Consider the following 19,481-nt stretch of genomic DNA (forward strand, 5'->3'; position numbering starts at 1 on the left):
ACCCCGACCCTATGGACCAGGATCGGCAAGCCGCGTTCGACTTCGACGCCGACGCGACGCTGGATCAGACCCCTGAGCCGACGCCCCAGGCGGCGTCGGACGATCCCTCGGATGATTCCCTGGGCGCCTCCCTGCGCGCCGCGCGCCTGGCCTCGGGACTGTCGCTGGCCCAGCTGTCGACCATGACGCGGGTGCACACGCGCTTCCTGACGGCGCTGGAGCAGGGCGAGTATGCAGTCCTGCCGTCGCGTATCTTCTCCATGGGCTATGTGCGCGCCTATGCGGGCGCCCTGGGTCTGGACGAGCTGAACGCCGTCGAACGGTTCAAGCAGGAGTACCCCGACGCGGCCGTGCCGCTGCAGCCGCCGACGGGCGCCGCCCTGCAGCAGATGCGTCAGAACTCGCCCAAGATCCTGGGCGTGATCGGCGTCTTCCTGGCGGTGGTGATCGGCTGGAACGTCTTCCAGCGCATCAACCGCATCGAGGCGCCGCACCCTTCCGATCTGGTCGCCGTGCCCGAGGACTGGGCCGAGCAGGCCGACCGCCAACGGGACCGGGCCCTCTATCTCGGCGCGCCCCGGGCCGCTCCGCCGGACCAGACCACGCCGGCCATGTACGTCACGCCGGGTCTGGAGGCGCAGCTGACGGGCGTCGATCCGGACGACCCCAACGCCGTCCCGCCGCCCGCCCCGCCGGTCCAGGCTGCCTTCAACCCGCGCGGCGCCATCTACGGCGCCTCGGCCACGGTGTCGCAGGTGACCCTTCAGGCCCGCAAGCCCGCCATCCTGGTCATCCGCCAGGGCGACGGCCGCATCCTGTTCGCGCGTCAGCTGGCGGCGGGCGAAGCCTGGCGTGCGCCGCCGAGCCTGTCGGCCACCATCGACACGCCTGATCCAGAGGCCTTCGACGTCTATCTGAACGGCGAGCACGGCGGCGTGCTGCCCGCGCCCCAGTCGCCGCTCGGCACGCTCAACAACCGCGCCCAGGCCGCCGCGCGCGAGTCCGAGGCCCGCGCCGCCGCCGCCGTCGAGGCCCGCGCCCGCGCGGCTCAGGCCGCTGCGGCCGCCGCTGCGGCTGCGAGAGCGACGACGGGGCCGCAGCCGTATCAGCCTGCGCCGGCGACCGCCGCTCCTCCGCCGGCCGCCTGACCCTCTCTGCCGGCCAAGGCGCGATCTTTCGCCGCCTGTCGTGGTTTTGCCGTTCTTCCTGTCCTATGTTCCCGGCGTCATGAGCGACCATTCCGAACTCGGCCACATCCGTCCCTGGCGTCACATCGAGCGCCGCAAGAGCCGCCAGATCATGGTCGGCTCCGTTCCTGTCGGCGGGGGTGCGCCGATCAGCGTCCAGTCGATGACCAATAGGCCGACCGCCGATGCGGCGGCGACGCTGGAGCAGATCCGTCAGCTGGAGGAGGCCGGGGCCGACATCGTCCGCGTCTCCTGCCCGGATGAGGAGTCGACGGCGGCCTTCCGCACCATCGCGCGCGAAGCTCGCGTCCCGCTCGTGGCCGACATCCACTTTCACTACAAACGCGGCATCGAGGCGGCCCAGGCGGGCGCCGCTTGCCTTCGCATCAACCCCGGCAACATCGGCTCGATCGAGCGGGTGAAGGAAGTCGTCCAGGCCGCTCGCGACCACGGCTGCTCCATGCGGATCGGCGTCAACGCCGGCAGCCTCGAGAAGGAGTTGCTGGAGAGGTACGGCGAGCCCTGTCCCGACGCCATGGTCGAGAGCGCGCTGAACCACGCCCGCATCCTGCAGGACCTCGACTTCCACGAATTCAAGATTTCGGTGAAGGCCTCCGATCCCTTCCTGACGGTCGCCGCCTATCAACAGCTGGCCGAGGCGATCGACTGTCCGCTGCACCTGGGCGTGACCGAGGCCGGTCCCTTGCGCACCGGCACCATCAAGTCGGCCATCGGCATGGGGAACATGCTGTGGGCGGGCATCGGCGACACCATCCGCGTGTCCCTGGCGGCTGATCCGGTCGAGGAGATCAAGGTCGGCTTCGACATCCTGAAGTCCCTGGGCCTGCGTCACCGGGGGGTGAACATCATCGCCTGTCCGTCCTGCGCCCGTCAGGGCTTCAACGTCATCGAGACGGTGGGGATTCTGGAGGAGCGGCTGGCGCACATCTCGACGGCCATGTCGCTGTCGATCATCGGCTGCGTGGTCAACGGACCGGGCGAGGCCCTCTACACCGACGTCGGCTTCACCGGCGGCGGCAAGGGCGCGGGCATGGTCTATCTGAACGGCAAGATCGCCCACAAGCAGGCCAATGACGGCATGATCGACGAGATCGTCGCCCAGGTGGAAGCCAAGGCCGCTGAACTGGACGCCGCCCGCAAGGCCGCCGAATAGTCGTGAAAGCGGAAAACGCCGGCTGAGTGTTGGAGCGGGTAGCGAGAATCGAACTCGCGACATTCAGCTTGGGAAGCTGACGTTCTACCTCTGAACTATACCCGCGCCGCGCCAAGGCGGACGGCGAAGATATAGGGCGCGGGGCAAAAGAAAAGGCCCGGCGAACCGGGCCTTCCGTTTTTTTGCACGGCGACGGCCTCGGGTCAGTCGCGAACTTCCTCGACGGCGACGCCGCGCTTGGCCAGCATGGCCTGGACGCTGTCGGAGCCCGCCAGGTGGCCGGCGCCCACCGAGATGAAGGCCGTGCCCGAGCCTTCCAGCAGGGTCACGATCTGATTGGTCCAGTCGGTGTTGCGGCGCGTCAGCATGACCTCGTACATCTCGGGCGATTCCGCCTTCATCTCCTGGCCTATCAGGACGTCCAGGCCGTCGACGTCGCCGGTCGACCAGGCGCCGACCATACGGCCCAGGAACTCCGGCGCCTGATCGAACTCCTTCAGGCCCGACCTCAGCATGGCCAGTTGCGCCTCTTCCGACATGTCGGCGATGAAGCCGATCTGCTGAGGCATGGTCTCGAAGCCCTTGATCGGCTTGCCGGTGGCGGCGGCGCGAGCGTGCAGCACCTGGTCCCCGCCGTTCTGCGGCAGGTAACCGGCCTTGGTGATGCTGGCCATGGCCAGCTGCAGGGCCGCGAACCACGGGCGCAGCGGGTCCAGTTGCGCGGCCGTCGCGCCGATGGAGCGGGCGGCGGCGTCAAGGTCGGCCTGTTCCTCGGCGGTCAGCAGGCTGGACAGAGGGCGATCGGGCGAGACCCCCTTGGCCTGGATGATCGGCACGGCGCCGGCCGCGTCGTTCAGATCGGCGATCTCGAACCAGTATTCGTCGGCGCTGGCGAAGGCGCGGTCCAGCGTGGCGCTGCCCCAGGGCGTCTCGGGCTTCAGCACATGGACAGTGCCGAACAGATAGAGGGTGGAGTCCTCGTCCTTGACCACCCACAGGCGCGGGCCGGACCCGGCCGGAGCGGCGACCACGGCGGCCGGATCGGCGGCGGCGGGCGCCGTCTGGGCCAGGGCGGGCGTCGTGGGGGCCAGCAGGACGGCGGCCAGGGCGGCGGCGGAGACGGAGGCGGCGGCGCGGCTCCAGAGTCGATGGATCATGTCAGGCTCCCAGGGGCGCAAGAGGAAAGGAAGACGCTAGCCTTCCTCGTCGATGAAGATGGATTCGATGGGCATCTGGAACAGCCGGGCGATCTTGAACGCCAGCGGCAGGGAGGGGTCGTAGCGGCCGGTCTCCAGCGCATTCACCGTCTGGCGCGACACGCCCAGTTCCTCGGCCAGGTGCGCCTGGCTCCAATCGCGCTCGGCGCGCAAGACCTTGAGGCGATTCTTCATGGCGTCCCCCTCAACGGCGTCCCAGCCACCACCAGGCCCAGGCGAGGCCGTAGCCGACGAGTTGGAAACCCAGGGTGATGATCATGCCGGCGCCCACCAGATCGGCCGGGGTCTGTCCCAGGCTGGCGGGAAGGACGATGTCGGCCGGGCGCGTCGTCAGCACCAGCATGAGGACGAGGCCGACCAGCATTCCGGTGCTGCCGCCCCAGTACCACGCCCATTTGTGCGCCTCGCGCGCGGCCTCATCAAGGCGACGCCACCACCAGAAGGACACCCCCAGGACAGCGGCCATCATCACGACTGTGAAGGCCACGGTCGTCCAGAACGCCGCCGAACCAGGGCGATCGGCCAGGAAGCCGCTGGTCAGGCCGCCGACGAAGCCGATCAGCACGACCGCCCCGAACAGGATCGCCACGCCCTTCAGGCCAAGTGGTTTCGTCGATTTCATAGGCCTCGCCGCCGTGAGCTGATTTGACAAGCGAGTTTTACAGCCTGCCCGTCGAGGGTCAAGCGTGTTTGTCACATGCCGCCATCACTCCGGCGCGTTCAGCAGCTCCGGGCGGCTGAGGGCGCGGGGCGACTGCTCGACCGCATTCAGTTCGGGCAGTTCCTTGCCCTCGTGGTCGACCTTCAGGTCCTCGAAGCGGCGGGCCGAGACCATGACCTGGCTCTCCAGCGAGCCGACGAACTGGTTGTAGCGGCTGACCGCTGCATCCAGCGCCTTGCCGACTGAGGCGGCGTGGCCGCCCATGACCGACAGGCGCTTGTAGAGTTCCTTGCCCAGCCTGGCGACATCCTCGGCGTTCTTGGTCTGCTCCTCGGCGCGCCAGCCGTAGGCGACCGCCTTGCACAGGGCGAACAGGGTGGTCGGGGTGACGATGACCACGCGCGAGGCCATGGCCGTGGTCATCAGGTCCGGCTCATGGTCCAGGGCGGCGGCCAGGAAGGCGTCGCCCGGCACGAACATGGCGACGAAGTCGGGGCTGGGCTTGAACTGGTCCTGATAGGCCTTGGACGACAGCTGGCGCACGTGGGTCTTCATGCTGGCGGCGGTGCGCAGCGACATGGCGCGGGCCTGGGCTTCCTCGTCGCCGTCGGCCTCGTCGGCGAAGGCCAGGGACACCTTGGCGTCGATGACGAACATGCCGCCGCCGGGCAACTTCACGATGAAGTCCGGGCGCTGCTGGCGGCCCTCGTCATTGGCGGAGGAGTTCTGTTCCTCGAAGTCGAAACGGCCGGCCATGCCCGCCGCCTCCAGCACATTGCGGCAGGTCTGCTCGCCCCAGCGGCCGCGACGGCCGGTGTTGCCCTTCAGCGCCTCGGTCAGGCGCCGCGCCTCGTCGCGGGTGGCGGTGGAGGCGGCCATCAGCAGGCCGAGCTGCTCTTTCAGCCCGCCCGTCTCGTCGGCGCGCGCCTTCTCCAGGGCCGTCACGTGTTCCTGAAACTTGGCCAGGGTCTCTGACACCGGCTTGAGCTGAGCCTCCATCCGCTCGCGCGCGACGCGGTCCTGGGCCTGGAAGGTCTCGGTGGCGCGGGCGACCAGCTTGGACGCCACCGCCTCGGCCGACTGGGAGGCCTGAGCCTTGAGGAACTCGGCCATGGAGTCCCGGCTCTCCTCCATCAGGACCAGCCGCGCGTCGGCGGCGTCCAGCGCGCCGCGCGTCTTCTGCCAGCCCATATAGGCCCACAGGAAGCCCCCCGCGGCGGCCGCCGCAAAGGCCAACAGGATGATGTCCAGCATGTTCATGCTCCGTTCCTAGCGGGAGTCGGAGCCAGGTTAAAGCGGGGCCGCGTCAGACGCGGACGCGCCTGCGCGCTTTCAGCCCAGTTCGGCTTCCAGATCGGCCAGCCGCGCCGCCTGGTCCTCGGCGATCAGGGCGTTGAGCATGGGGTCGAGATCGCCCTCGAGGATCTGCGGCAGGCTGTGCAGGGTCAGACCGATGCGGTGATCCGTCACCCGCCCCTGCGGGAAGTTGTAGGTGCGGATGCGTTCGGAGCGGTCGCCCGAGCCGACCTGGGACTTGCGCGCGTCGGAGCGGGCGGCGTCCTTGGCCTGACGCTGCATGTCGTACAGGCGGATGCGCAGGTTCTTCATCGCCTTGTCGCGGTTCACGTGCTGCGACTTTTCCGACGAGGTGGCGACGATGCCGGTGGGCAGGTGGGTGATGCGCACCGCCGAGTCGGTCTTGTTGACGTGCTGACCGCCCGCGCCGGACGAGCGGTAGGTGTCGATGCGGATGTCCTTGTCGAGAATCTCGATCTCGACGTCCTCGACCTCGGGCAGGACAGCGACGGTCGCCGCCGAGGTGTGGATGCGCCCGCCCGCCTCGGTCGTGGGCACGCGCTGGACGCGGTGGACGCCGCTCTCGAACTTCAGGCGGCCGAAGACGCCCTCGCCGCTGACGGTGGCGATGATTTCCTTGAAGCCGCCGGCGTCGCCCTCGGCGGCGCTGTCGATCTCGACCCGCCAGCCGCGCGTGGAGGCGTAGCGCGAATACATGCGGAACAGGTCGCCGGCGAACAGGGCGGCTTCGTCCCCGCCCGTGCCCGCGCGCACCTCCAGCACAGCCGAGGCGTTTTCATCGGCGTCGCGCGGGGCCAGCAGCAGGGCGACCTCGCGCTCAAGCTCCGGCAGGCGCTCGGTCAGGGCGTCCAGTTCGTCGGCCGCCAGAGCCGCCATTTCCGGATCGGCGGCCATGGCCTTGAGGTCGTCAACCTCCGTGCGGGCGCGGGCCAGGGCCTGAACGGCGTCGGCCACCGGCTTGAGCTCGGCGTGCTCCTTGGACAGGCGTACGATCTCGGCGCCGTCCGTGGCGGCGCCCATCCGGGCCTCCACCTGATGGAAGCGGTCGAGCACCTGATCGAGCCGGGCCTGTGGCAGTCGCAACGGCGTGTCCTTGCAGAGAAAATCGAGGGCGGAGCCTTACCTGCGCCGCGCCGCCGTGTCGATAAAAACGCCTCTACACGCGCGCATGGAGCGATTGTGAACAGCCGTCACAAGCTTGTCAGCTCGGTTTCGTCACCGCCTCAAACGCCCTAGCTCCCACTCCAGATTAACCGGGCTGAAACGAAACGGAGACAGGGCATGACCCATGAAAAGCCCCCGGAGGGGGTCTCGGCGGGCATTGCGCCGGGCGCCGACGTCGCGCGCCTTTGCGCCCTTTACGACGGGCTTCTGACGCCGGGCGGGGCGGCGCTGAGCCCGGCCGCCGAACAGGAACTGAAGGCCCTGGCCAAGATCTTCGACCTGGACGCCGAGCGGCCCGCTGTCGAACTCTGGCCCTATGTCCGCGCCGTTCTGGTGCGCCAGGCGCCGCCGGAGACCGCTTCGACGCCGGCCGAGGTCGAGCCTCGGACCGTGCTGCTGGTCGAGGACGACGCCGACGCCGCGGCTGACCTGACCGAGGCTCTGGACGCCGCCGGGCACCGCGTGGTCGGTCCGTTCCACAGCGCCGAGGCGGCCGAGGCGGCGACGGCCCTTCACCCCGTCGACCTGGCTCTGCTGGACATCAATCTGTCGGGCGAGGCGACGGGCGTCGACCTGGCCCGCAGTCTGAAATCGCGCTGGGGCGTGCCGGTCATCTTCCTGTCCGGCGACGTGACGGCGGCGGCGCACAACGCCGAACTGGCGGCCGCCATGGTCATCAAGCCCTACAGCGGCCGCGACGTGCTGGACGCCATCGCCAGGCTTGAGGTCGCCTGAGGTCCTGGCGCGAGCCATTGCCAGGCGCGTCGCGACCTGCGCCTGATGGTCGCCGAACATCCGTCGTCGAGGCGCTGAATGGACACCTTCTTCCTGTTCCTGCTGGTCGGCGTCCTGGCTCAGGCGGTCGACGGCGCCCTGGGCATGGCCTACGGCGTCATCTCCTCCTCGGTGCTGCTGGCGCTGGGCGTGCCCCCGGCCACGGCCTCGGCCAGCGTCCACGCCGCTGAGGTCTTCACCACCGCCGCCTCGGCTGGAAGCCACGCCTGGCACCGGAATGTCGAGTGGCGGCTGCTGGCGCCTTTGGCCGTGGCGGGCGTGATCGGCGGAGTTCTGGGCGCCTATGTTCTGACCGGATTGGAGGCGGCGGTGATCAAGCCCTTCGTCGTCGGCTATCTGGCGCTGGTCGGCGTATGGATTCTGTGGCGCGCCGGACATGACGTCCGCCCGCGCCATCTGCCCGCCTGGGTTACGGCGCCGCTGGGCCTGGTCGGCGGCTTTCTGGACGCCGTGGGCGGGGGCGGCTGGGGGCCGACCGTCTCCTCGACCATGGTCGGCGCCGGGCATGAGCCGCGCAAGGCGATCGGCACGGTGAACACGGCCGAATTCTTCCTGACCGTCGCCATCTCGGCCACCTTCGTCTGGGCCCTGGTCACCGGCCACTGGGAAGAGGCCGGCGCGCTTCAGAACCATGCGGCGGCCGTCGGCGGCCTGGTGGTCGGCGGCCTGATCGCCGCTCCCTTCGCCGGCCTGATCGTCAAGAAGGTGCCGCGCAAGGCCCTGGCCTATGCGGTCGGCGTCCTGCTGCTGATCCTGGCCGCCTTCCAGGCCGTCCAACTGCTGAAGCTGATCGGCTGAACCCGCCTAGCGCGGGAAGGTGTCGACGAAGCTGGGACGTCGCTCCAGCGCCGACTGCATGGCGACCAGGTTCGGGCGGCCCGTCTTCCAGTCATAGTCCGGATGGCGGAAGCCGATCCAGGTGACGGCGATCCCGGCCGTCAGGACGCCCATGTCCAACGCCTCGGCGTCCGGCGAGGCGGCCTCCAGCGCATCCAGGGCGCGGCCCATGTTGACCGTCCAGCGCTCGATCCAGGACGACGAGCGCTCCTGCTCGGGCCGACGCTTCTCCAGCACCAGCTTGACCCCCATCTCCAGCGCGGCGTTGGCCAGGGTCTCTAGCCGTCTGACCTTCAGGCGCTCCGCTCCCTCGGTCGGCAGGAGGCGCGGTCCGGACCCGAGCGCGTCCAGATATTCGGCGATGACCGGGCTGTCGGTCAGCGGCCGGCCGTCCTCGGCGATCAGGGTCGGGACCTGCACCACGGGATTGGTCGACAGAAGCTCGGGCGCATTGGCGTAGGGATCGACGACGATCTCCTCGATCCGGTCCGCCAGCCCCTTCTCCCGAGCGACGATGCGGACCTTGCGCGCGAAGGGCGAGGGGGTGGTGATGTAGAGCTTCATCGTCATTCCGCCGTCTTGTCGGCCGCCGGGGGCGCCACGCAGCGCTTGCCGCGGAACAGGGCCCATTCCTCGCACTGACGGCCGTCCTCGAAGATGCAGACGCCGTATTCGCCGCCCTGGGCGTCGCGACGGATTTCCGACCGGCCGCCCCCCTGTCCGCAATGGACCGAGGCGGGATTGGCCATGCCGACGGCCTGGGGCGACGAAGGCTCGGCCTCCTTCGGCGGAGCGCAGGCGGCCATCGTCAGCAGCGCTCCCGCCAGGATCAGGCGCGTCAGTCCTGTTCTCATACTCATCAGCGTCTTGCCTCCTTCGTCACGGCGGGGCCGTAGAACAGGGCGTTGAACAGTAGTCGCGACGACGCCCGCGCCTGGGCGCGGTTCACCACATCGGGACCCAGAACGATGACCCGGCCCTGGCCGTGCTCCAGGTCCAGCAGGGCGTCGGCGCCCGACAGCCGTTCCGGACCGATCGCCCAGCCGCTGGAGACGGCGACCTGTTGCGGATAGCGCACCAGGCCGGCCCCTTCGCCCGCATGGCGGAAGCCCGTGTTGCGGTTGAAGAAGACGTTCATCTGACGCGGGGCGCCGAAGGTCAGGGGGCGGCTGTTGTCGACCTCGGTCTGCATCACCGCGCCGGGGATGAAGAAGTCGGTCGAGGCCAGGGGCTTGCCGTCGGCGCCCGTCAGTACGTCCTGCACCGGCGCGCCCATGGCGGCGGCCAGGCGGTGGGCCGAGCCGATGGTGACGACGCTGCCGCCCGCCCGCGCGAAGGCGTCCAGTTGCGGCACGGTCGTCTCGGCGGTGATGTGGCCCAGCCAGCCGCGGTATTCGGCGGGGATGCTCTCGGGCGCCGGCTGCGGGCGCTGGGCGGCGGCGGACAGGTCGGCCGGGATCATGTCCGAGGCGAAGACCAGGACGTCGAAATCCTTGTTCAGGTCGCCCGCGTCGAGGCGCTGCGGATAGACCACTTCGAACGGATACTCGAACTGCTCCAGCATCCACTTGGTCCAGCCCGAGGCCATGGAGCCGCCGTAGCGATCGACCAGGCCGATGCGCACCGGCTTCAGGGCGATCTGCTCGCCGCCCGGCGCGCGGGCGACCGCGTGGGCGTTCAGGCCCAGGTCGCGCACGGCCGCCTCGACGATCGGGCGGGCCTTGTCGTCGGCCGGAATCCACAGGGCTCCGGGCGGCAGGGTCGCGCGACCCGCGCGGGTTTCGCCCTCTTGCCAGTAGACGGGCAGACCCGCCGCCAGCAGGCGGTTGGTCAGGATGTAGCCGTTGACGGGCGCATGATCGATCAGCCAGCCCGCACGGCCCGATCCCTCGATCCGGCCCGGCGGCGGGGCCATGACGTCGGCGACGCGTTCGGTCGGCGCCTCGAAGCCGTCCAGGATGCGGTCGAATTGCACGCCCATCTGCATGGCCAGGGTGTAGCCCGTGGCGTCATAGGGCAGTTTGGGCGGGCCGCCCGGATACTGCAGGTCGTGCGGGTGGTCCTGCGGCTCGAACATGTCCAGGACGTGCGGGCGATAGGCCTGGGCCGTCTTAACCACATAGGAGCCCGCCGGATAGGTCTTGCCGCCCACGGTGAAGGCCTGGGTGGCGCGATCCACATCCACGCCGGTCTTGATCAGGCTGTTGAGGAAGGCGACGGCGGTGGGCAGGTCGGCCTGGTCCGCCGGGATGACATAGCCGCGCGGGTCGCGCCGGGCCGGGTCGCGCAGCACGCTGTCATAGAGCGCCGGATCGGCCCCGCGACGTCCTGGTTGGGCCTTCTCTCCGGCCGCCGCCTGTAGCGCCTCAACCGCCGAGGGCGTGACGCGCCAGGTGTCGGCATTGCCCTTGTCGATGGCGTTCTGGCCCATGCGCCAGATGTTGAACAGAACCCGATCCTTGTTGCGCGAGGCGTAGTTCAGCACCGCACGGTTGATCGATTGCGAATATTCGATCGACTGGGCGAAACGCCAGGTCTGGGGCGCGATCGGCATGGGCAGGTCATTGCGCGGCAACTGGTTGTCCGGGATCAGGCGGATCTGGCTGGGAGTCGGATGGCCGGTGATCTCGGTCAGCAGGCCGACCGCGTTGTGGAAATAGGTGACGGAGCGCTCCATCCCGTTGTTCCACGTCGAATAGTTGGCCCCGCTGCGCATGGTCGAGCCGGGCTTGCCCTCCTCGATCAGGCGGCTGTGCATGGCGGCCCCGACCTCGGACAGGGTGCTCATGACCAGGGGGTCGTAGTTGTAGTTGAAGGGGTCGCGGAACGGCGGCATGAAGACCACGGTCCCCGCCGGCGCCGTCTGGTGGTGGTTGTAGATGATCTGCGGGAACCACTCGCGGAAGAACTGCCGGTTGACGTTGGTCGTCTCGGTCATGGCCGACAGGTAGTAGTCGCGGTTGTTATCGTGGCCGACGTACTTCTGATACAGCACCGGGATGCTGTCGTACTCGCGCTTCAGCGGGTCCGCGTTGCGCATGTACCAGGTCGAGACCAACTCCCACCCGTCCGGGTTCATCGGCGCGAACAGGATGACCACGTCGTCCAGGATGCGCTTGGCCTCCGCGTCCTCGGCGGTCAGCCATTCATACAGGGCGGCGATCAGGGCCTGGGGCGGCACCGTTTCGGTGGAGTGCAGGCCGCCGTCGATCCAGACCACGGCCTTGCCCTCGGCGGCCAGGGCGCGGGCCTCGTCCTCGCTGACGCCCTCGGCCTTGGCCAGGCGCCGCGCGATCTCCTGATAGCGGTCGATGTTCGCCAGGTTCTGCGGCGAGGAGACGACCGAGAGATACTGCGTCCGCCCTTCGGAGGACTTGCCGATCTCTAGCAGCTTCATCCGGTCCGACTGGCCGGCCAGGGTGTGCAGATAGCGCTCGAACTGGGTGTAGGTGATCAGATGATAGTCCGCCCCGACCTCATGGCCGAACGCCTCCAGCGGGGTGGTGAGGGTGCGGGCGGGGGCGGCCGTGGCCGCGACCGGGGCCGGCGAGGCGGCGGCTTCAAGCGCCAGGACGCTGGTCGAAGAGAGAGCCAGGACGGCCAGCCCGGCGGCCAGTCGGCGTGCGGGAGCAAGGGCGGGTCGGGACATTGAAGACTCCTGATGCGTTCACTCGGCGAGCCTTCTGCGAGGCCTGATTTGCAGCTTGGCGTTTTCGAGCCGCAGACGCAATTTGCCTTCAACCGTTTTCGAGCGCCGCGCGGGCGCAATTTTCTTCGCGGTTTCGGGCGATGAGGGCGAGATCGCCCCTTTTCCGAATCTTCTTCTGGAGTTGGCGAATTTTCCGATTTCGATCGGAAAACCCTTCGCTTTTCGATCGAAATTCGACGGCCAATCCCTGACCGGCGCGCCTAGATCTCGAGGAGTTCGTTGGAGGTCGGGGGATTTTCGTTTATTCGCTGCCTCTTCCTTTTGGGCGGGTGGGGAACCTCCATCGGTTTGTAACTGGGGTCCGGCGGCGCCGGGCCTGCAAAGCTGGACGACTTTTGTATGAAACGTTTGTTCGCCTACTTCATCGTCGGGGCGATGATATTGGGGGTCCTGACGGGCTGGGGCCTCAATCATTTTCTCACGGCTGACCAGGCCTCGGCCGCGGCCTCTAATCTCAACGTGGTGACGGATGTCTTCCTGCGGCTGATCAAGATGATCATCGCGCCGCTGGTGTTCACGACCCTGGTGGCGGGCATCGCCCATATGGAGGACGCCGCCTCGGTGGGGCGGATCGGCGTGAAGACCATGACCTGGTTCATCGGCGCTTCGGTCGTGTCGCTGGTGCTGGGCCTGGTGATGGTGCAACTGCTGCATCCGGGCTCGGGCATGCATCTGCCGGAAGCGGTGGCGGCGACGGCCCCGGCGGCCTCGACCGACGCCTTCTCCCTGCATGGTTTCATCGCTCACCTGGTGCCGACGTCGATCTTCGACGCCATGGCCAGGAACGAGATCCTGCAGATCGTCGTCTTCTCCGTCTTCGTCGGCACGGCGGTCGCGGCCCTCGACGACAAGGCGCCGGCGGTGCTGCATCTGGTCGAACAGGCCGCCTCCATCATGCTGAAGGTGACCGAGTTCGTGATGAGGCTGGCGCCCTTCGCCATCTTCGCCGCCCTGGCCTCGACCATCGCCACCCAGGGCCTCGAGATGCTGGGCACCTACGCCAAGTTCGTCTTCGGCTTCTACGGCTCCATGGGCGTGCTGTGGTTCCTGCTGTTCCTGGCCGGCGCCGTGGTGCTGGGCAAGCGGGTCGTCCCGCTGTTCCGGGCCATCCGCACCCCGACCCTGCTGGCCTTCTCGACCGCCAGTTCGGAGGCCGCCTATCCCCGCATCCTGGAAGCCCTGCCCAAGGTGGGGGTGCGTCGCCGCATCGTCAGCTTCGTCCTGCCGCTGGGCTATTCGTTCAATCTCGACGGGTCGATGCTCTACTGCACCTTCGGGACCATGTTCATCATGCAGGCCCACGGCGTGCATCTCAGCGTGTCGCAGCAGATCTTCATGCTGCTGCTGCTGATGGTGACGTCCAAGGGCATCGCCGGAGTGCCGCGCGCCTCGCTGGTGGTGATCATGGCGACCCTGACCTACTTCGGCCTGCCCGAGGCGTGGATCGCCATCGTCCTGGGCGTCGACCACCTGCTCGACATGGGGCGCTCGGCCACCAACGTCGTCGGCAACTCGGTCGCGGCGGCCGTGGTCGCCAAGTGGGAGGGCGAACTGGAGGATATGCCCGTGGATGGGGCCGACGGGGCGGAGCAACCGGCCGTCGCCTGAGGGCCTCTTCGACATTCAGATGGAAGCGGCGGCCTGCGAAGGCCGCCGTTTTCAATTGCGATCCAACCTTATAGCCAGCGTTCCCGTTCACAGGTCGCGCCCATATGTGTCGAAAATTGCGCCAATCGCCGCGAAAGCTTGGCCGTAGAATGCGAAATACGACCCATTTGGCGCAATAGGAGTGCGCCACCTGTGGATATGTGTTAAGAATTCATGAGTGCTCAGGCGTTGTCTTCAAAACGCGGCCGGCTTCTTCGTGAGGCCGTGCGCCAGTCCTGGAGCGTTGGCGTTGGAACAAGCTGTGTGGGAGAGCCGGGCGGGACGCCGGGCTTTGGAGGGGCCGCTGTTCGCCCCGGATCGAAGATTGAATCCTGACCGTCGCCGACGGCCTTGGTCGGCGCCGGCGGATGACGCCGAAGGCCAGCGAAATCGCGCTCTGGCCGCCTGGATCGATCATGAGGCGCGCGCGCGTCTGCTGGTCACGCGGGCGCTGGAGGTGGCGTGGATGAATGAGGCGGCCCGCATGCTTCAGGCGGACGACGACCTGTTCAAGGTCGAGGGCGGTCGGTTGGCGACCCGTTCCCGCGCCCTGCCTCGTCTGATGTCGCAAGCGCGCGCGGATGAGGCGCGATGCCTGACCGCGCCGGGTTCGGACGGCCGGACCTGGGTGCTGTGGGCGCGCGAGGTGGCCTCGGCGCCGAACTGCCTGATCGGCCTGACCGTGCAATGCGTCGGCGGGGCTGTCCGCTTCCAGGCCCTGATCGAGACCCACCTGCTTTCGCCCTCCGAAGGGCGGATCGTGGAGATGCTGCTGGCGGGACATGAGACCGGCCGCATCGCCCAGATCATGGATGTCTCGCTAGAGACCGTGCGCTCCCATCTCAAGCGGGCCTATCAGAAGATGGGCGTGCGCAGCCGGGGCGAACTGTTCGCCCAGGCCCTGGCCTTCGTCGTGCCCTGAACGAAGGGGCTTAGGGCGCGGTCGGCGCCGTCAGCGGAGCCGCTCCGCCTTCGACCGGCGCGGAGGTTGCGGCCGGAGCTTCGACCGTCTTGTCGAACAGCAACGGCCCCATGGCGAAGGCCGCGACGGCGGCGCCCGCCGACAACGCCAGCACGGCCACCACCCCATAGGCGATCAGCGAACGCGACCGACGACGGCGAAAACCGCCCGGCCGCACGTTGCGCACCAGCACATAGGGGCGGTTCGTGAAGGCTTCGGAGCCGATGATGTTGTGCTGGGACAAGAAGACGCTCCCGACTTTCCTTGAACGGAGCGGCTCACAGAGCGGCTTCTTGGGGCCAAAGGATGGCGAACGCCGGTCAAACGACGACGGCCGCGCGAGGAACGCGGCCGTCGAAAAAGGCTCAGCTAACGGCTCAGTTTATGGCTACGCTAACGGCTCAGCCGGGGCGGGTTTCAGCCGCCGAGCGTCACATTGACGGCCCGGCCGCCGCGCGTCTGGACCCGGCGCATCAACACCATGACGTCGTCGTCGGCCTTGACCGGGGCGATCAGGAACCAGCTTCCGTCCGGCAGGTTCGAGAAGCGGAAGCCGCCCTCGGCGCACGGCTCGGCCCGCTCGAAGGACCGGTAGTCCGCGCCCTGTTCGCCCGCCGAACGCGCGCGCACGACGGCGGCCGGGACGGCGGCGCGGTCCGAGGCGCCGTACAGGCGATCGATCCGGGCGCGGGTGTAGCGGGTGTCCGGGATCAGGCCGACGTTGCCGGCGCACTGGAAGGCGCGGCCGTCCTGGACGAAGGCCACGCGGCCCTCGATCGAGGCCTGACCCGCACGAGCGGACCAGGCGAAGTCGTCGGCGTTGAAGACCGCCGGTCCGACGGCCGCGCCGCCCATGGGCGTGGTGGCGCAGGCGGACAGGGCCAGCCCGCCGATGGCGACGGCGATAAGGCTCTTGAAGGGGACGGGCGAGCGCGAGGAGGTGGTCATGAGGGCGGCTCCCGGTTTCAGTTCAGGCGTCGACCCGGCATGACCTTGGGGGACGGGGCGAGTCAAGGTTGCTCGCCGTCTCGTGCTGCTCCACAAGAGGACCGTAGACCGGACGAAAGAGGCCGGCCGCAAACAAAATCAGGGACTTCATGACCGTCACCATCGACGACATCCGCGCGGCGCAAAAACGCATCGCCGGCCAGGTCGACCGCACGCCCGTCCGCTATTCCCGCCGCCTGTCGCAACTGACCGGCGCCGAGATCTGGATCAAGTTCGACAATCTGCACTTCACCGGCAGCTTCAAGGAGCGCGGCGCCCTGAACCGGCTGCTGCAGCTGACGCCGGACGAGAAGAAGCGCGGCGTCGTCGCCGCCTCGGCGGGCAACCACGCCCAGGCCCTGGCCTATCACGGCGGCCGTCTGGGCGTGCCCGTGACCATCGTCATGCCCGAGGGCACCCCCTTCGTGAAGGTGGACGGCACCCGGGCCCACGGCGCCAATGTCGTCATCCACGGCCTCGACTTCTCGGGCTCGACCGAGGAGGCCAGGCGGCTTCAGGCCGAGCACGGCTATGTCTTCGTCTCGGCCTTCGACGACGAGGGCATCGTCGCGGGGCAGGGGGTCTGCGGCCTGGAGTTTCTGGAGGACGCGCCGGACCTCGACGCCCTGATCATCCCCATCGGCGGCGGCGGACTGATCGCCGGCAGCGCCATCGCCGCCAAGGCGGTCAAGCCGGACATCAAGGTCTTCGGCGTCGAGGCGGCGCGCTATCCGTCCTTCACCGCGCGCCGTCGTGGCGAACCGGCCCAATGCAGCGGCCAGACCATCGCCGAGGGCATCGCCATCAAGGCGGTGGGGGAAATCCCCTTCGCTCTTGCTGATGCGCTGATCGACGAGGTCTTCGTCTGCGAAGAGGCCGATTTCGAAAAGGGCGTGGCCCTGCTGGCGACGCTGGAGAAGACGGTGGCCGAGGGCGCCGGGGCCGGCGGTCTGGCCGCCATCCTGGCCAACCCGGAACGCTTCAAGGGCATGAAGATCGGCGTCGAGCTGACCGGCGGCAACATCGACGCCCGGATGCTGGCGGTGGTGCTGAACCGCGAAATGGTCCGCGAAAAGCGGTTGATCGTCTATCGCATCCTGGGCGATGACCGTCCCGGCATGCTGTCGGCGATGGCCGCCGTCATCGGCGGTCTGGGCGGCAACATCATCGACGTGGTGCACAACCGGCTGGCGCTGGACGTGCCCGCCAAGGGGGCCGAGTTCGACATCATGGTCGAGACCCGCGACTCCCGTCATGCCGAGGAGATCGGCGCCGCCTTGAAGGACCAGGGTTATGAACTTCGCATGGGCTAAGCGCCCCCTCGGCGCCGCCCTGGCCGCGTCCGCCCTTCTGGCCCTGGCCGCCTGCGGCCGCCCGGCCGCCGCGCCCGAAGACCTGGCCAAGAACGCCGCCGAAGCCGCCGCCTTCATGAAACAGAACGCGACGGAGGAGGGGGTCCAGACCCTGCCTTCCGGTCTGCAGTACAAGGTCGTGGCTTCCGGCCCGGCGGGCGGCGTCAGTCCGGATCGCAACGATCTGGTCAAGGTCGACTATGAAGGCACGCTGACCGACGGCACGGTGTTCGACAGTTCGTTCAAGCGAGGCGCGCCCGCCGTCTTCTCGCCCGAGGGCGTGGTGCCCGGCTGGACCGAGGCCCTGCAGATGATGAAGCCCGGCGACGAGTGGATTCTCTTCCTGCCGCCGGAGCTGGGCTACGGCGAGCAGGGCGGCCCGCCGATGATCCCGGGCAACGCCGTGCTGGTGTTCCGGTTGAAGCTGCTGGACGTGGCCCCGGTGCCCGGCGGCGGCCGCGGCGTGGGCCAGGCCGCCGTCTAATCCCTTCTCCCTCAAGGGGAGAAGGACCATTCCTGCCTGACCTCTTCATCCGCCTCATCCGCCAGCCGCTCGGCGCGTTCGGCCTCGAACCGCTCCGGCGATAGCTGCGACAGCGCCCAGACCGCCGCCCCGCGCACCACGGGCGCAGGGTCGTCCAGCAGCCGCTCGACCGCTTCGATCAACGCCGGCTCGCTCGAGTTCCCCGCCGCATACAGCACGTTGCGAATGAACCGATCGCGGCCGATTCGCTTGACCGGGCTCTTGGTGAACAGGGCGCGGAAGGCGGGGTCGTCCAGCGCCAGCAGGTCCGCCAACGGCGGCGACTTCAGCGCGTCGCGCGCGTGCAGCCGCGCCTCCGACGCGCCCTGCGCGAACTTGTTCCAGGGGCAGGCGGCCAGACAGTCGTCGCAGCCGTAGATGCGGTTGCCCGTCGCGGCGCGGAACTCGCGCGGCCAGGCGCCCGCATATTCGATGGTCAGATAGGACAGGCACCGCCGGGCGTCGATCTGAAACGGCGCCGGAAAGGCCTGCGTCGGGCAGGCGTCCAGACAGGCGGTGCAGCGGCCGCAGTGCTCGACCTCGGCTTCGTCCGGCTCGATCTCGGCGGCGGTCAGGATCACGCCCAGGAACAGCCAGTTGCCGTGGGTGCGGCTCAAGAGGTTGGTGTGCTTGCCCTGCCAGCCCAGGCCCGCCCGCTGGGCCAGCGGCTTCTCCATCAGGGGGGCGGTGTCGACGAAGACCTTGACCTCCTGGCCCAGCCGCGCGGCGATCTGACCGGCCAGGATCTTCAGCCGCCCCTTGATGACCTCATGATAGTCGTCGCCGCGCGCATAGACGGAGATATAGCCCGCTGACGTTATCTCCAGCTCGGGCCGGGGGTCTTCGTCGGGGCCGTAGTTCATGCCCAGAACGATGGCCGTCTTCGCCCCGTCCCACATGGCGGTGGGGTGGGCGCGGCGCTCCAGCGTCGTCTCCATCCAGCCCATGTCGCCGTGGCGGCCCGCATCGACGAAATGGGCCAGCTTCTCGCCCGCGCTCCACGGATCGCTGGCCGAGGCGAAGCGGCACACGCCGAAACCCAGGTCGGCGGCGCGCTGTCGGATGAAGATGCGGGGATCGGCCGCCATGAGGGCGCTTTAGCTCCCGTTGACCTCAGAAGTCGAGGTCGGCGTACCAGGGCGCAGGCTGCACGCCGGGGAAGCGATCGCCGAGAAGAGGGCGGAAACAGGGGCGGGACTTCAGCTTGGAATACCACAGCTTCAGCGACGGCCAGGAGGCCCAGGCGACCTCGCCGAAATAGTCGAGCACGGACAGATGGCCCGCCGCGATCAGATCGGCCTGGCTGAGACGACGTCCGGCCAGCCATTCACGCCCGGCCGCCAGAGGCTCCAGCGTCGACAGATGGCTTTTGAGCGCCTCGCGGCCTTCCCGCAGCATCCGGGCGTCGGGCGACCCCAGCCGCAGCAGGGGCTTCTCCATCCGTTCATGCAGCAGAACGGCGTCGACCTCATCTGTGAAACGGCGGCTGAACCAGGTGGCCAGGCGGCGCGCCTCGGCGCGCTCGGCCGGGTCGGACGGCAGCAGGAAGTCGCCCTTGGTGCGGTCCTCCAGCCAGCCCAGGATGGCGTCCAGTTCGCACAGGACCAGCGGACGGTTCTTCTCCGTCACGGTCAGCACCGGCGGCATGCCCGACGGATTCATCTCGAACAGGGGGCAGTCGTCCTCCCATGGGCGGACGGCTTCTTCGCTATAGGCCGTCTTGGCCTCGCCCAGCGCCAGCCGCGCCGTGCGCGACGCGGGATGATAGGCGAAATGATAGAGGACGGCGGGCGTGGACATCGTCCGCCTTCATGCGCCCGCGCGCGTTAAGGCTCCGTTTACGCTGTGACTTTACCTCGCGCGCTCAAAGCCTTGTGTGGTGGGCTGGCGTCCGACTTTGCAGGGGTGTTTCCGACTTTTCGGAAGTCGGACGTCCGACTTCCGATCCCG

General features: G+C 68.6%; 20 protein-coding genes and 1 tRNA gene. 8 read left to right on the forward strand and 13 right to left on the reverse strand.

Annotated features, from left to right (window positions below):
- Positions 1 to 11 precede the first annotated feature (11 nt).
- Together V8J38_RS02485 and ispG are read left to right on the forward strand one after the other, a co-directional pair.
- Entirely contained in the window at positions 12 to 1,148 is a 1,137-nt protein-coding gene (locus V8J38_RS02485) for a helix-turn-helix domain-containing protein (RefSeq protein WP_338577749.1), read from the forward strand.
- Between the two features lie 79 nt (positions 1,149 to 1,227).
- Positions 1,228 to 2,361, forward strand: a complete 1,134-nt coding sequence (gene ispG / locus V8J38_RS02490; protein ID WP_338577750.1) for a flavodoxin-dependent (E)-4-hydroxy-3-methylbut-2-enyl-diphosphate synthase — start codon at positions 1,228 to 1,230, stop codon at positions 2,359 to 2,361.
- 30 nt (positions 2,362 to 2,391) lie between these two features.
- Here ispG and V8J38_RS02495 read toward each other — a convergent pair.
- The 6 genes from V8J38_RS02495 to prfA all read right to left on the reverse strand — a co-directional run bounded on the left by V8J38_RS02495 (position 2,392) and on the right by prfA (position 6,639).
- Positions 2,392 to 2,466, reverse strand: a tRNA-Gly gene (locus tag V8J38_RS02495).
- A 98-nt stretch (positions 2,467 to 2,564) separates the two neighbouring features.
- Positions 2,565 to 3,518, reverse strand: a complete 954-nt coding sequence (locus tag V8J38_RS02500) for a TraB/GumN family protein (RefSeq protein ID WP_338577751.1) — start codon at positions 3,516 to 3,518, stop codon at positions 2,565 to 2,567.
- 36 nt (positions 3,519 to 3,554) lie between these two features.
- Positions 3,555 to 3,752 (reverse strand): helix-turn-helix transcriptional regulator, encoded by a 198-nt coding sequence (locus V8J38_RS02505; RefSeq protein ID WP_291778678.1) that lies wholly within the window; start codon positions 3,750 to 3,752, stop codon positions 3,555 to 3,557.
- Between the two features lie 10 nt (positions 3,753 to 3,762).
- On the reverse strand, positions 3,763 to 4,200 hold the full coding sequence (locus V8J38_RS02510) for a hypothetical protein (RefSeq protein ID WP_312219439.1): 438 nt from the start codon (positions 4,198 to 4,200) through the stop codon (positions 3,763 to 3,765).
- Positions 4,201 to 4,284: 84 nt separating this feature from the next.
- Positions 4,285 to 5,499, reverse strand: coding sequence for a DNA recombination protein RmuC (locus tag V8J38_RS02515; RefSeq protein WP_338577752.1), 1,215 nt, complete (start codon positions 5,497 to 5,499; stop codon positions 4,285 to 4,287).
- A gap of 72 nt (positions 5,500 to 5,571) precedes the next feature.
- Positions 5,572 to 6,639, reverse strand: a complete 1,068-nt coding sequence (gene prfA / locus V8J38_RS02520) for a peptide chain release factor 1 (RefSeq protein WP_338577753.1) — start codon at positions 6,637 to 6,639, stop codon at positions 5,572 to 5,574.
- Between the two features lie 198 nt (positions 6,640 to 6,837).
- Between prfA and V8J38_RS02525 the strand changes: the two genes are divergently transcribed.
- Positions 6,838 to 7,455, forward strand: coding sequence for a response regulator (locus tag V8J38_RS02525; protein ID WP_312219437.1), 618 nt, complete (start codon positions 6,838 to 6,840; stop codon positions 7,453 to 7,455).
- A gap of 78 nt (positions 7,456 to 7,533) precedes the next feature.
- Positions 7,534 to 8,313 carry a sulfite exporter TauE/SafE family protein gene (locus V8J38_RS02530; protein WP_312219436.1) on the forward strand — a complete coding sequence of 260 codons (780 nt, stop codon included), beginning with the start codon at positions 7,534 to 7,536 and terminating at the stop codon, positions 8,311 to 8,313.
- 6 nt (positions 8,314 to 8,319) lie between these two features.
- On the opposite strand, the gene V8J38_RS02535 is transcribed toward V8J38_RS02530, so the two are convergent.
- From V8J38_RS02535 to V8J38_RS02545, 3 genes are read right to left on the reverse strand one after another with little or no spacing between them, the layout of a single operon-like run.
- Positions 8,320 to 8,922: a glutathione S-transferase N-terminal domain-containing protein gene (locus V8J38_RS02535; RefSeq protein ID WP_338577754.1), complete on the reverse strand. Its 603-nt coding sequence runs from the start codon at positions 8,920 to 8,922 to the stop codon at positions 8,320 to 8,322.
- A complete protein-coding gene (locus V8J38_RS02540; protein ID WP_338577755.1) occupies positions 8,919 to 9,212 on the reverse strand; it encodes a DUF333 domain-containing protein in 294 nt (97 codons plus the stop codon). The genes V8J38_RS02535 and V8J38_RS02540 overlap by 4 nt, the downstream gene beginning before the upstream one ends.
- A complete protein-coding gene (locus V8J38_RS02545) occupies positions 9,212 to 12,001 on the reverse strand; it encodes a M14 metallopeptidase family protein (protein ID WP_338577756.1) in 2,790 nt (929 codons plus the stop codon). Before V8J38_RS02545 ends, V8J38_RS02540 begins: the two co-directional genes overlap by 1 nt.
- Positions 12,002 to 12,400: 399 nt before the next feature.
- Here V8J38_RS02545 and V8J38_RS02550 point away from each other — a divergent pair, with 399 nt between their 5' ends.
- Positions 12,401 to 13,669, forward strand: coding sequence for a dicarboxylate/amino acid:cation symporter (locus tag V8J38_RS02550; protein ID WP_338577757.1), 1,269 nt, complete (start codon positions 12,401 to 12,403; stop codon positions 13,667 to 13,669).
- 364 nt (positions 13,670 to 14,033) lie between these two features.
- Complete coding sequence (locus V8J38_RS02555; RefSeq protein ID WP_338577758.1) at positions 14,034 to 14,630, forward strand: helix-turn-helix transcriptional regulator; 597 nt, start codon at positions 14,034 to 14,036, stop codon at positions 14,628 to 14,630.
- 10 nt (positions 14,631 to 14,640) lie between these two features.
- Here V8J38_RS02555 and V8J38_RS02560 read toward each other — a convergent pair whose 3' ends face one another.
- Positions 14,641 to 14,913, reverse strand: a complete 273-nt coding sequence (locus V8J38_RS02560; RefSeq protein WP_312219428.1) for a hypothetical protein — start codon at positions 14,911 to 14,913, stop codon at positions 14,641 to 14,643.
- Positions 14,914 to 15,086: 173 nt separating this feature from the next.
- On the reverse strand, positions 15,087 to 15,617 hold the full coding sequence (locus tag V8J38_RS02565) for a hypothetical protein (RefSeq protein WP_338577759.1): 531 nt from the start codon (positions 15,615 to 15,617) through the stop codon (positions 15,087 to 15,089).
- Between the two features lie 149 nt (positions 15,618 to 15,766).
- On the opposite strand from V8J38_RS02565, the gene V8J38_RS02570 reads away from it, so the two are divergent.
- Both V8J38_RS02570 and V8J38_RS02575 read left to right on the forward strand, forming a co-directional pair.
- The gene (locus V8J38_RS02570; RefSeq protein ID WP_338577760.1) at positions 15,767 to 16,969 is read left to right on the forward strand and encodes a threonine ammonia-lyase; all 1,203 of its coding nucleotides are present in this window, start codon (positions 15,767 to 15,769) and stop codon (positions 16,967 to 16,969) included.
- Positions 16,950 to 17,492 carry an FKBP-type peptidyl-prolyl cis-trans isomerase gene (locus tag V8J38_RS02575; protein WP_338577761.1) on the forward strand — a complete coding sequence of 181 codons (543 nt, stop codon included), beginning with the start codon at positions 16,950 to 16,952 and terminating at the stop codon, positions 17,490 to 17,492. Before V8J38_RS02570 ends, V8J38_RS02575 begins: the two co-directional genes overlap by 20 nt.
- 11 nt (positions 17,493 to 17,503) lie before the next feature.
- Here V8J38_RS02575 and queG read toward each other — a convergent pair whose 3' ends face one another.
- Both queG and V8J38_RS02585 read right to left on the reverse strand, forming a co-directional pair.
- Entirely contained in the window at positions 17,504 to 18,619 is a 1,116-nt protein-coding gene (gene queG / locus V8J38_RS02580) for a tRNA epoxyqueuosine(34) reductase QueG (RefSeq protein ID WP_338577763.1), read from the reverse strand.
- Between the two features lie 25 nt (positions 18,620 to 18,644).
- Positions 18,645 to 19,331 (reverse strand): glutathione S-transferase family protein, encoded by a 687-nt coding sequence (locus V8J38_RS02585; RefSeq protein WP_312219418.1) that lies wholly within the window; start codon positions 19,329 to 19,331, stop codon positions 18,645 to 18,647.
- Between the last annotated feature and the right edge of the window lie 150 nt (positions 19,332 to 19,481).

The sequence above is a fragment of the Brevundimonas olei genome (assembly GCF_037055245.1).
Taxonomy (GTDB): Bacteria; Pseudomonadota; Alphaproteobacteria; order Caulobacterales; family Caulobacteraceae; genus Brevundimonas; species Brevundimonas olei.

Bases quoted from the DNA above. Each gene is read 5' to 3' on its own strand.
- V8J38_RS02485 (WP_338577749.1), top strand. From the start codon at position 12: ATGGACCAGGATCGGCAAGCCGCGTTCGACTTCGACGCCGACGCGACG.
- ispG (WP_338577750.1), top strand. From the start codon at position 1,228: ATGAGCGACCATTCCGAACTCGGCCACATCCGTCCCTGGCGTCACATC.
- V8J38_RS02500 (WP_338577751.1), bottom strand. From the start codon at position 3,518: ATGATCCATCGACTCTGGAGCCGCGCCGCCGCCTCCGTCTCCGCCGCC.
- V8J38_RS02505 (WP_291778678.1), bottom strand. From the start codon at position 3,752: ATGAAGAATCGCCTCAAGGTCTTGCGCGCCGAGCGCGATTGGAGCCAG.
- V8J38_RS02510 (WP_312219439.1), bottom strand. From the start codon at position 4,200: ATGAAATCGACGAAACCACTTGGCCTGAAGGGCGTGGCGATCCTGTTC.
- V8J38_RS02515 (WP_338577752.1), bottom strand. From the start codon at position 5,499: ATGAACATGCTGGACATCATCCTGTTGGCCTTTGCGGCGGCCGCCGCG.
- V8J38_RS02525 (WP_312219437.1), top strand. From the start codon at position 6,838: ATGACCCATGAAAAGCCCCCGGAGGGGGTCTCGGCGGGCATTGCGCCG.
- V8J38_RS02530 (WP_312219436.1), top strand. From the start codon at position 7,534: ATGGACACCTTCTTCCTGTTCCTGCTGGTCGGCGTCCTGGCTCAGGCG.
- V8J38_RS02535 (WP_338577754.1), bottom strand. From the start codon at position 8,922: ATGACGATGAAGCTCTACATCACCACCCCCTCGCCCTTCGCGCGCAAG.
- V8J38_RS02540 (WP_338577755.1), bottom strand. From the start codon at position 9,212: ATGAGTATGAGAACAGGACTGACGCGCCTGATCCTGGCGGGAGCGCTG.
- V8J38_RS02545 (WP_338577756.1), bottom strand. From the start codon at position 12,001: ATGTCCCGACCCGCCCTTGCTCCCGCACGCCGACTGGCCGCCGGGCTG.
- V8J38_RS02550 (WP_338577757.1), top strand. From the start codon at position 12,401: ATGAAACGTTTGTTCGCCTACTTCATCGTCGGGGCGATGATATTGGGG.
- V8J38_RS02565 (WP_338577759.1), bottom strand. From the start codon at position 15,617: ATGACCACCTCCTCGCGCTCGCCCGTCCCCTTCAAGAGCCTTATCGCC.
- V8J38_RS02570 (WP_338577760.1), top strand. From the start codon at position 15,767: ATGACCGTCACCATCGACGACATCCGCGCGGCGCAAAAACGCATCGCC.
- V8J38_RS02575 (WP_338577761.1), top strand. From the start codon at position 16,950: ATGAACTTCGCATGGGCTAAGCGCCCCCTCGGCGCCGCCCTGGCCGCG.
- queG (WP_338577763.1), bottom strand. From the start codon at position 18,619: ATGGCGGCCGATCCCCGCATCTTCATCCGACAGCGCGCCGCCGACCTG.
- V8J38_RS02585 (WP_312219418.1), bottom strand. From the start codon at position 19,331: ATGTCCACGCCCGCCGTCCTCTATCATTTCGCCTATCATCCCGCGTCG.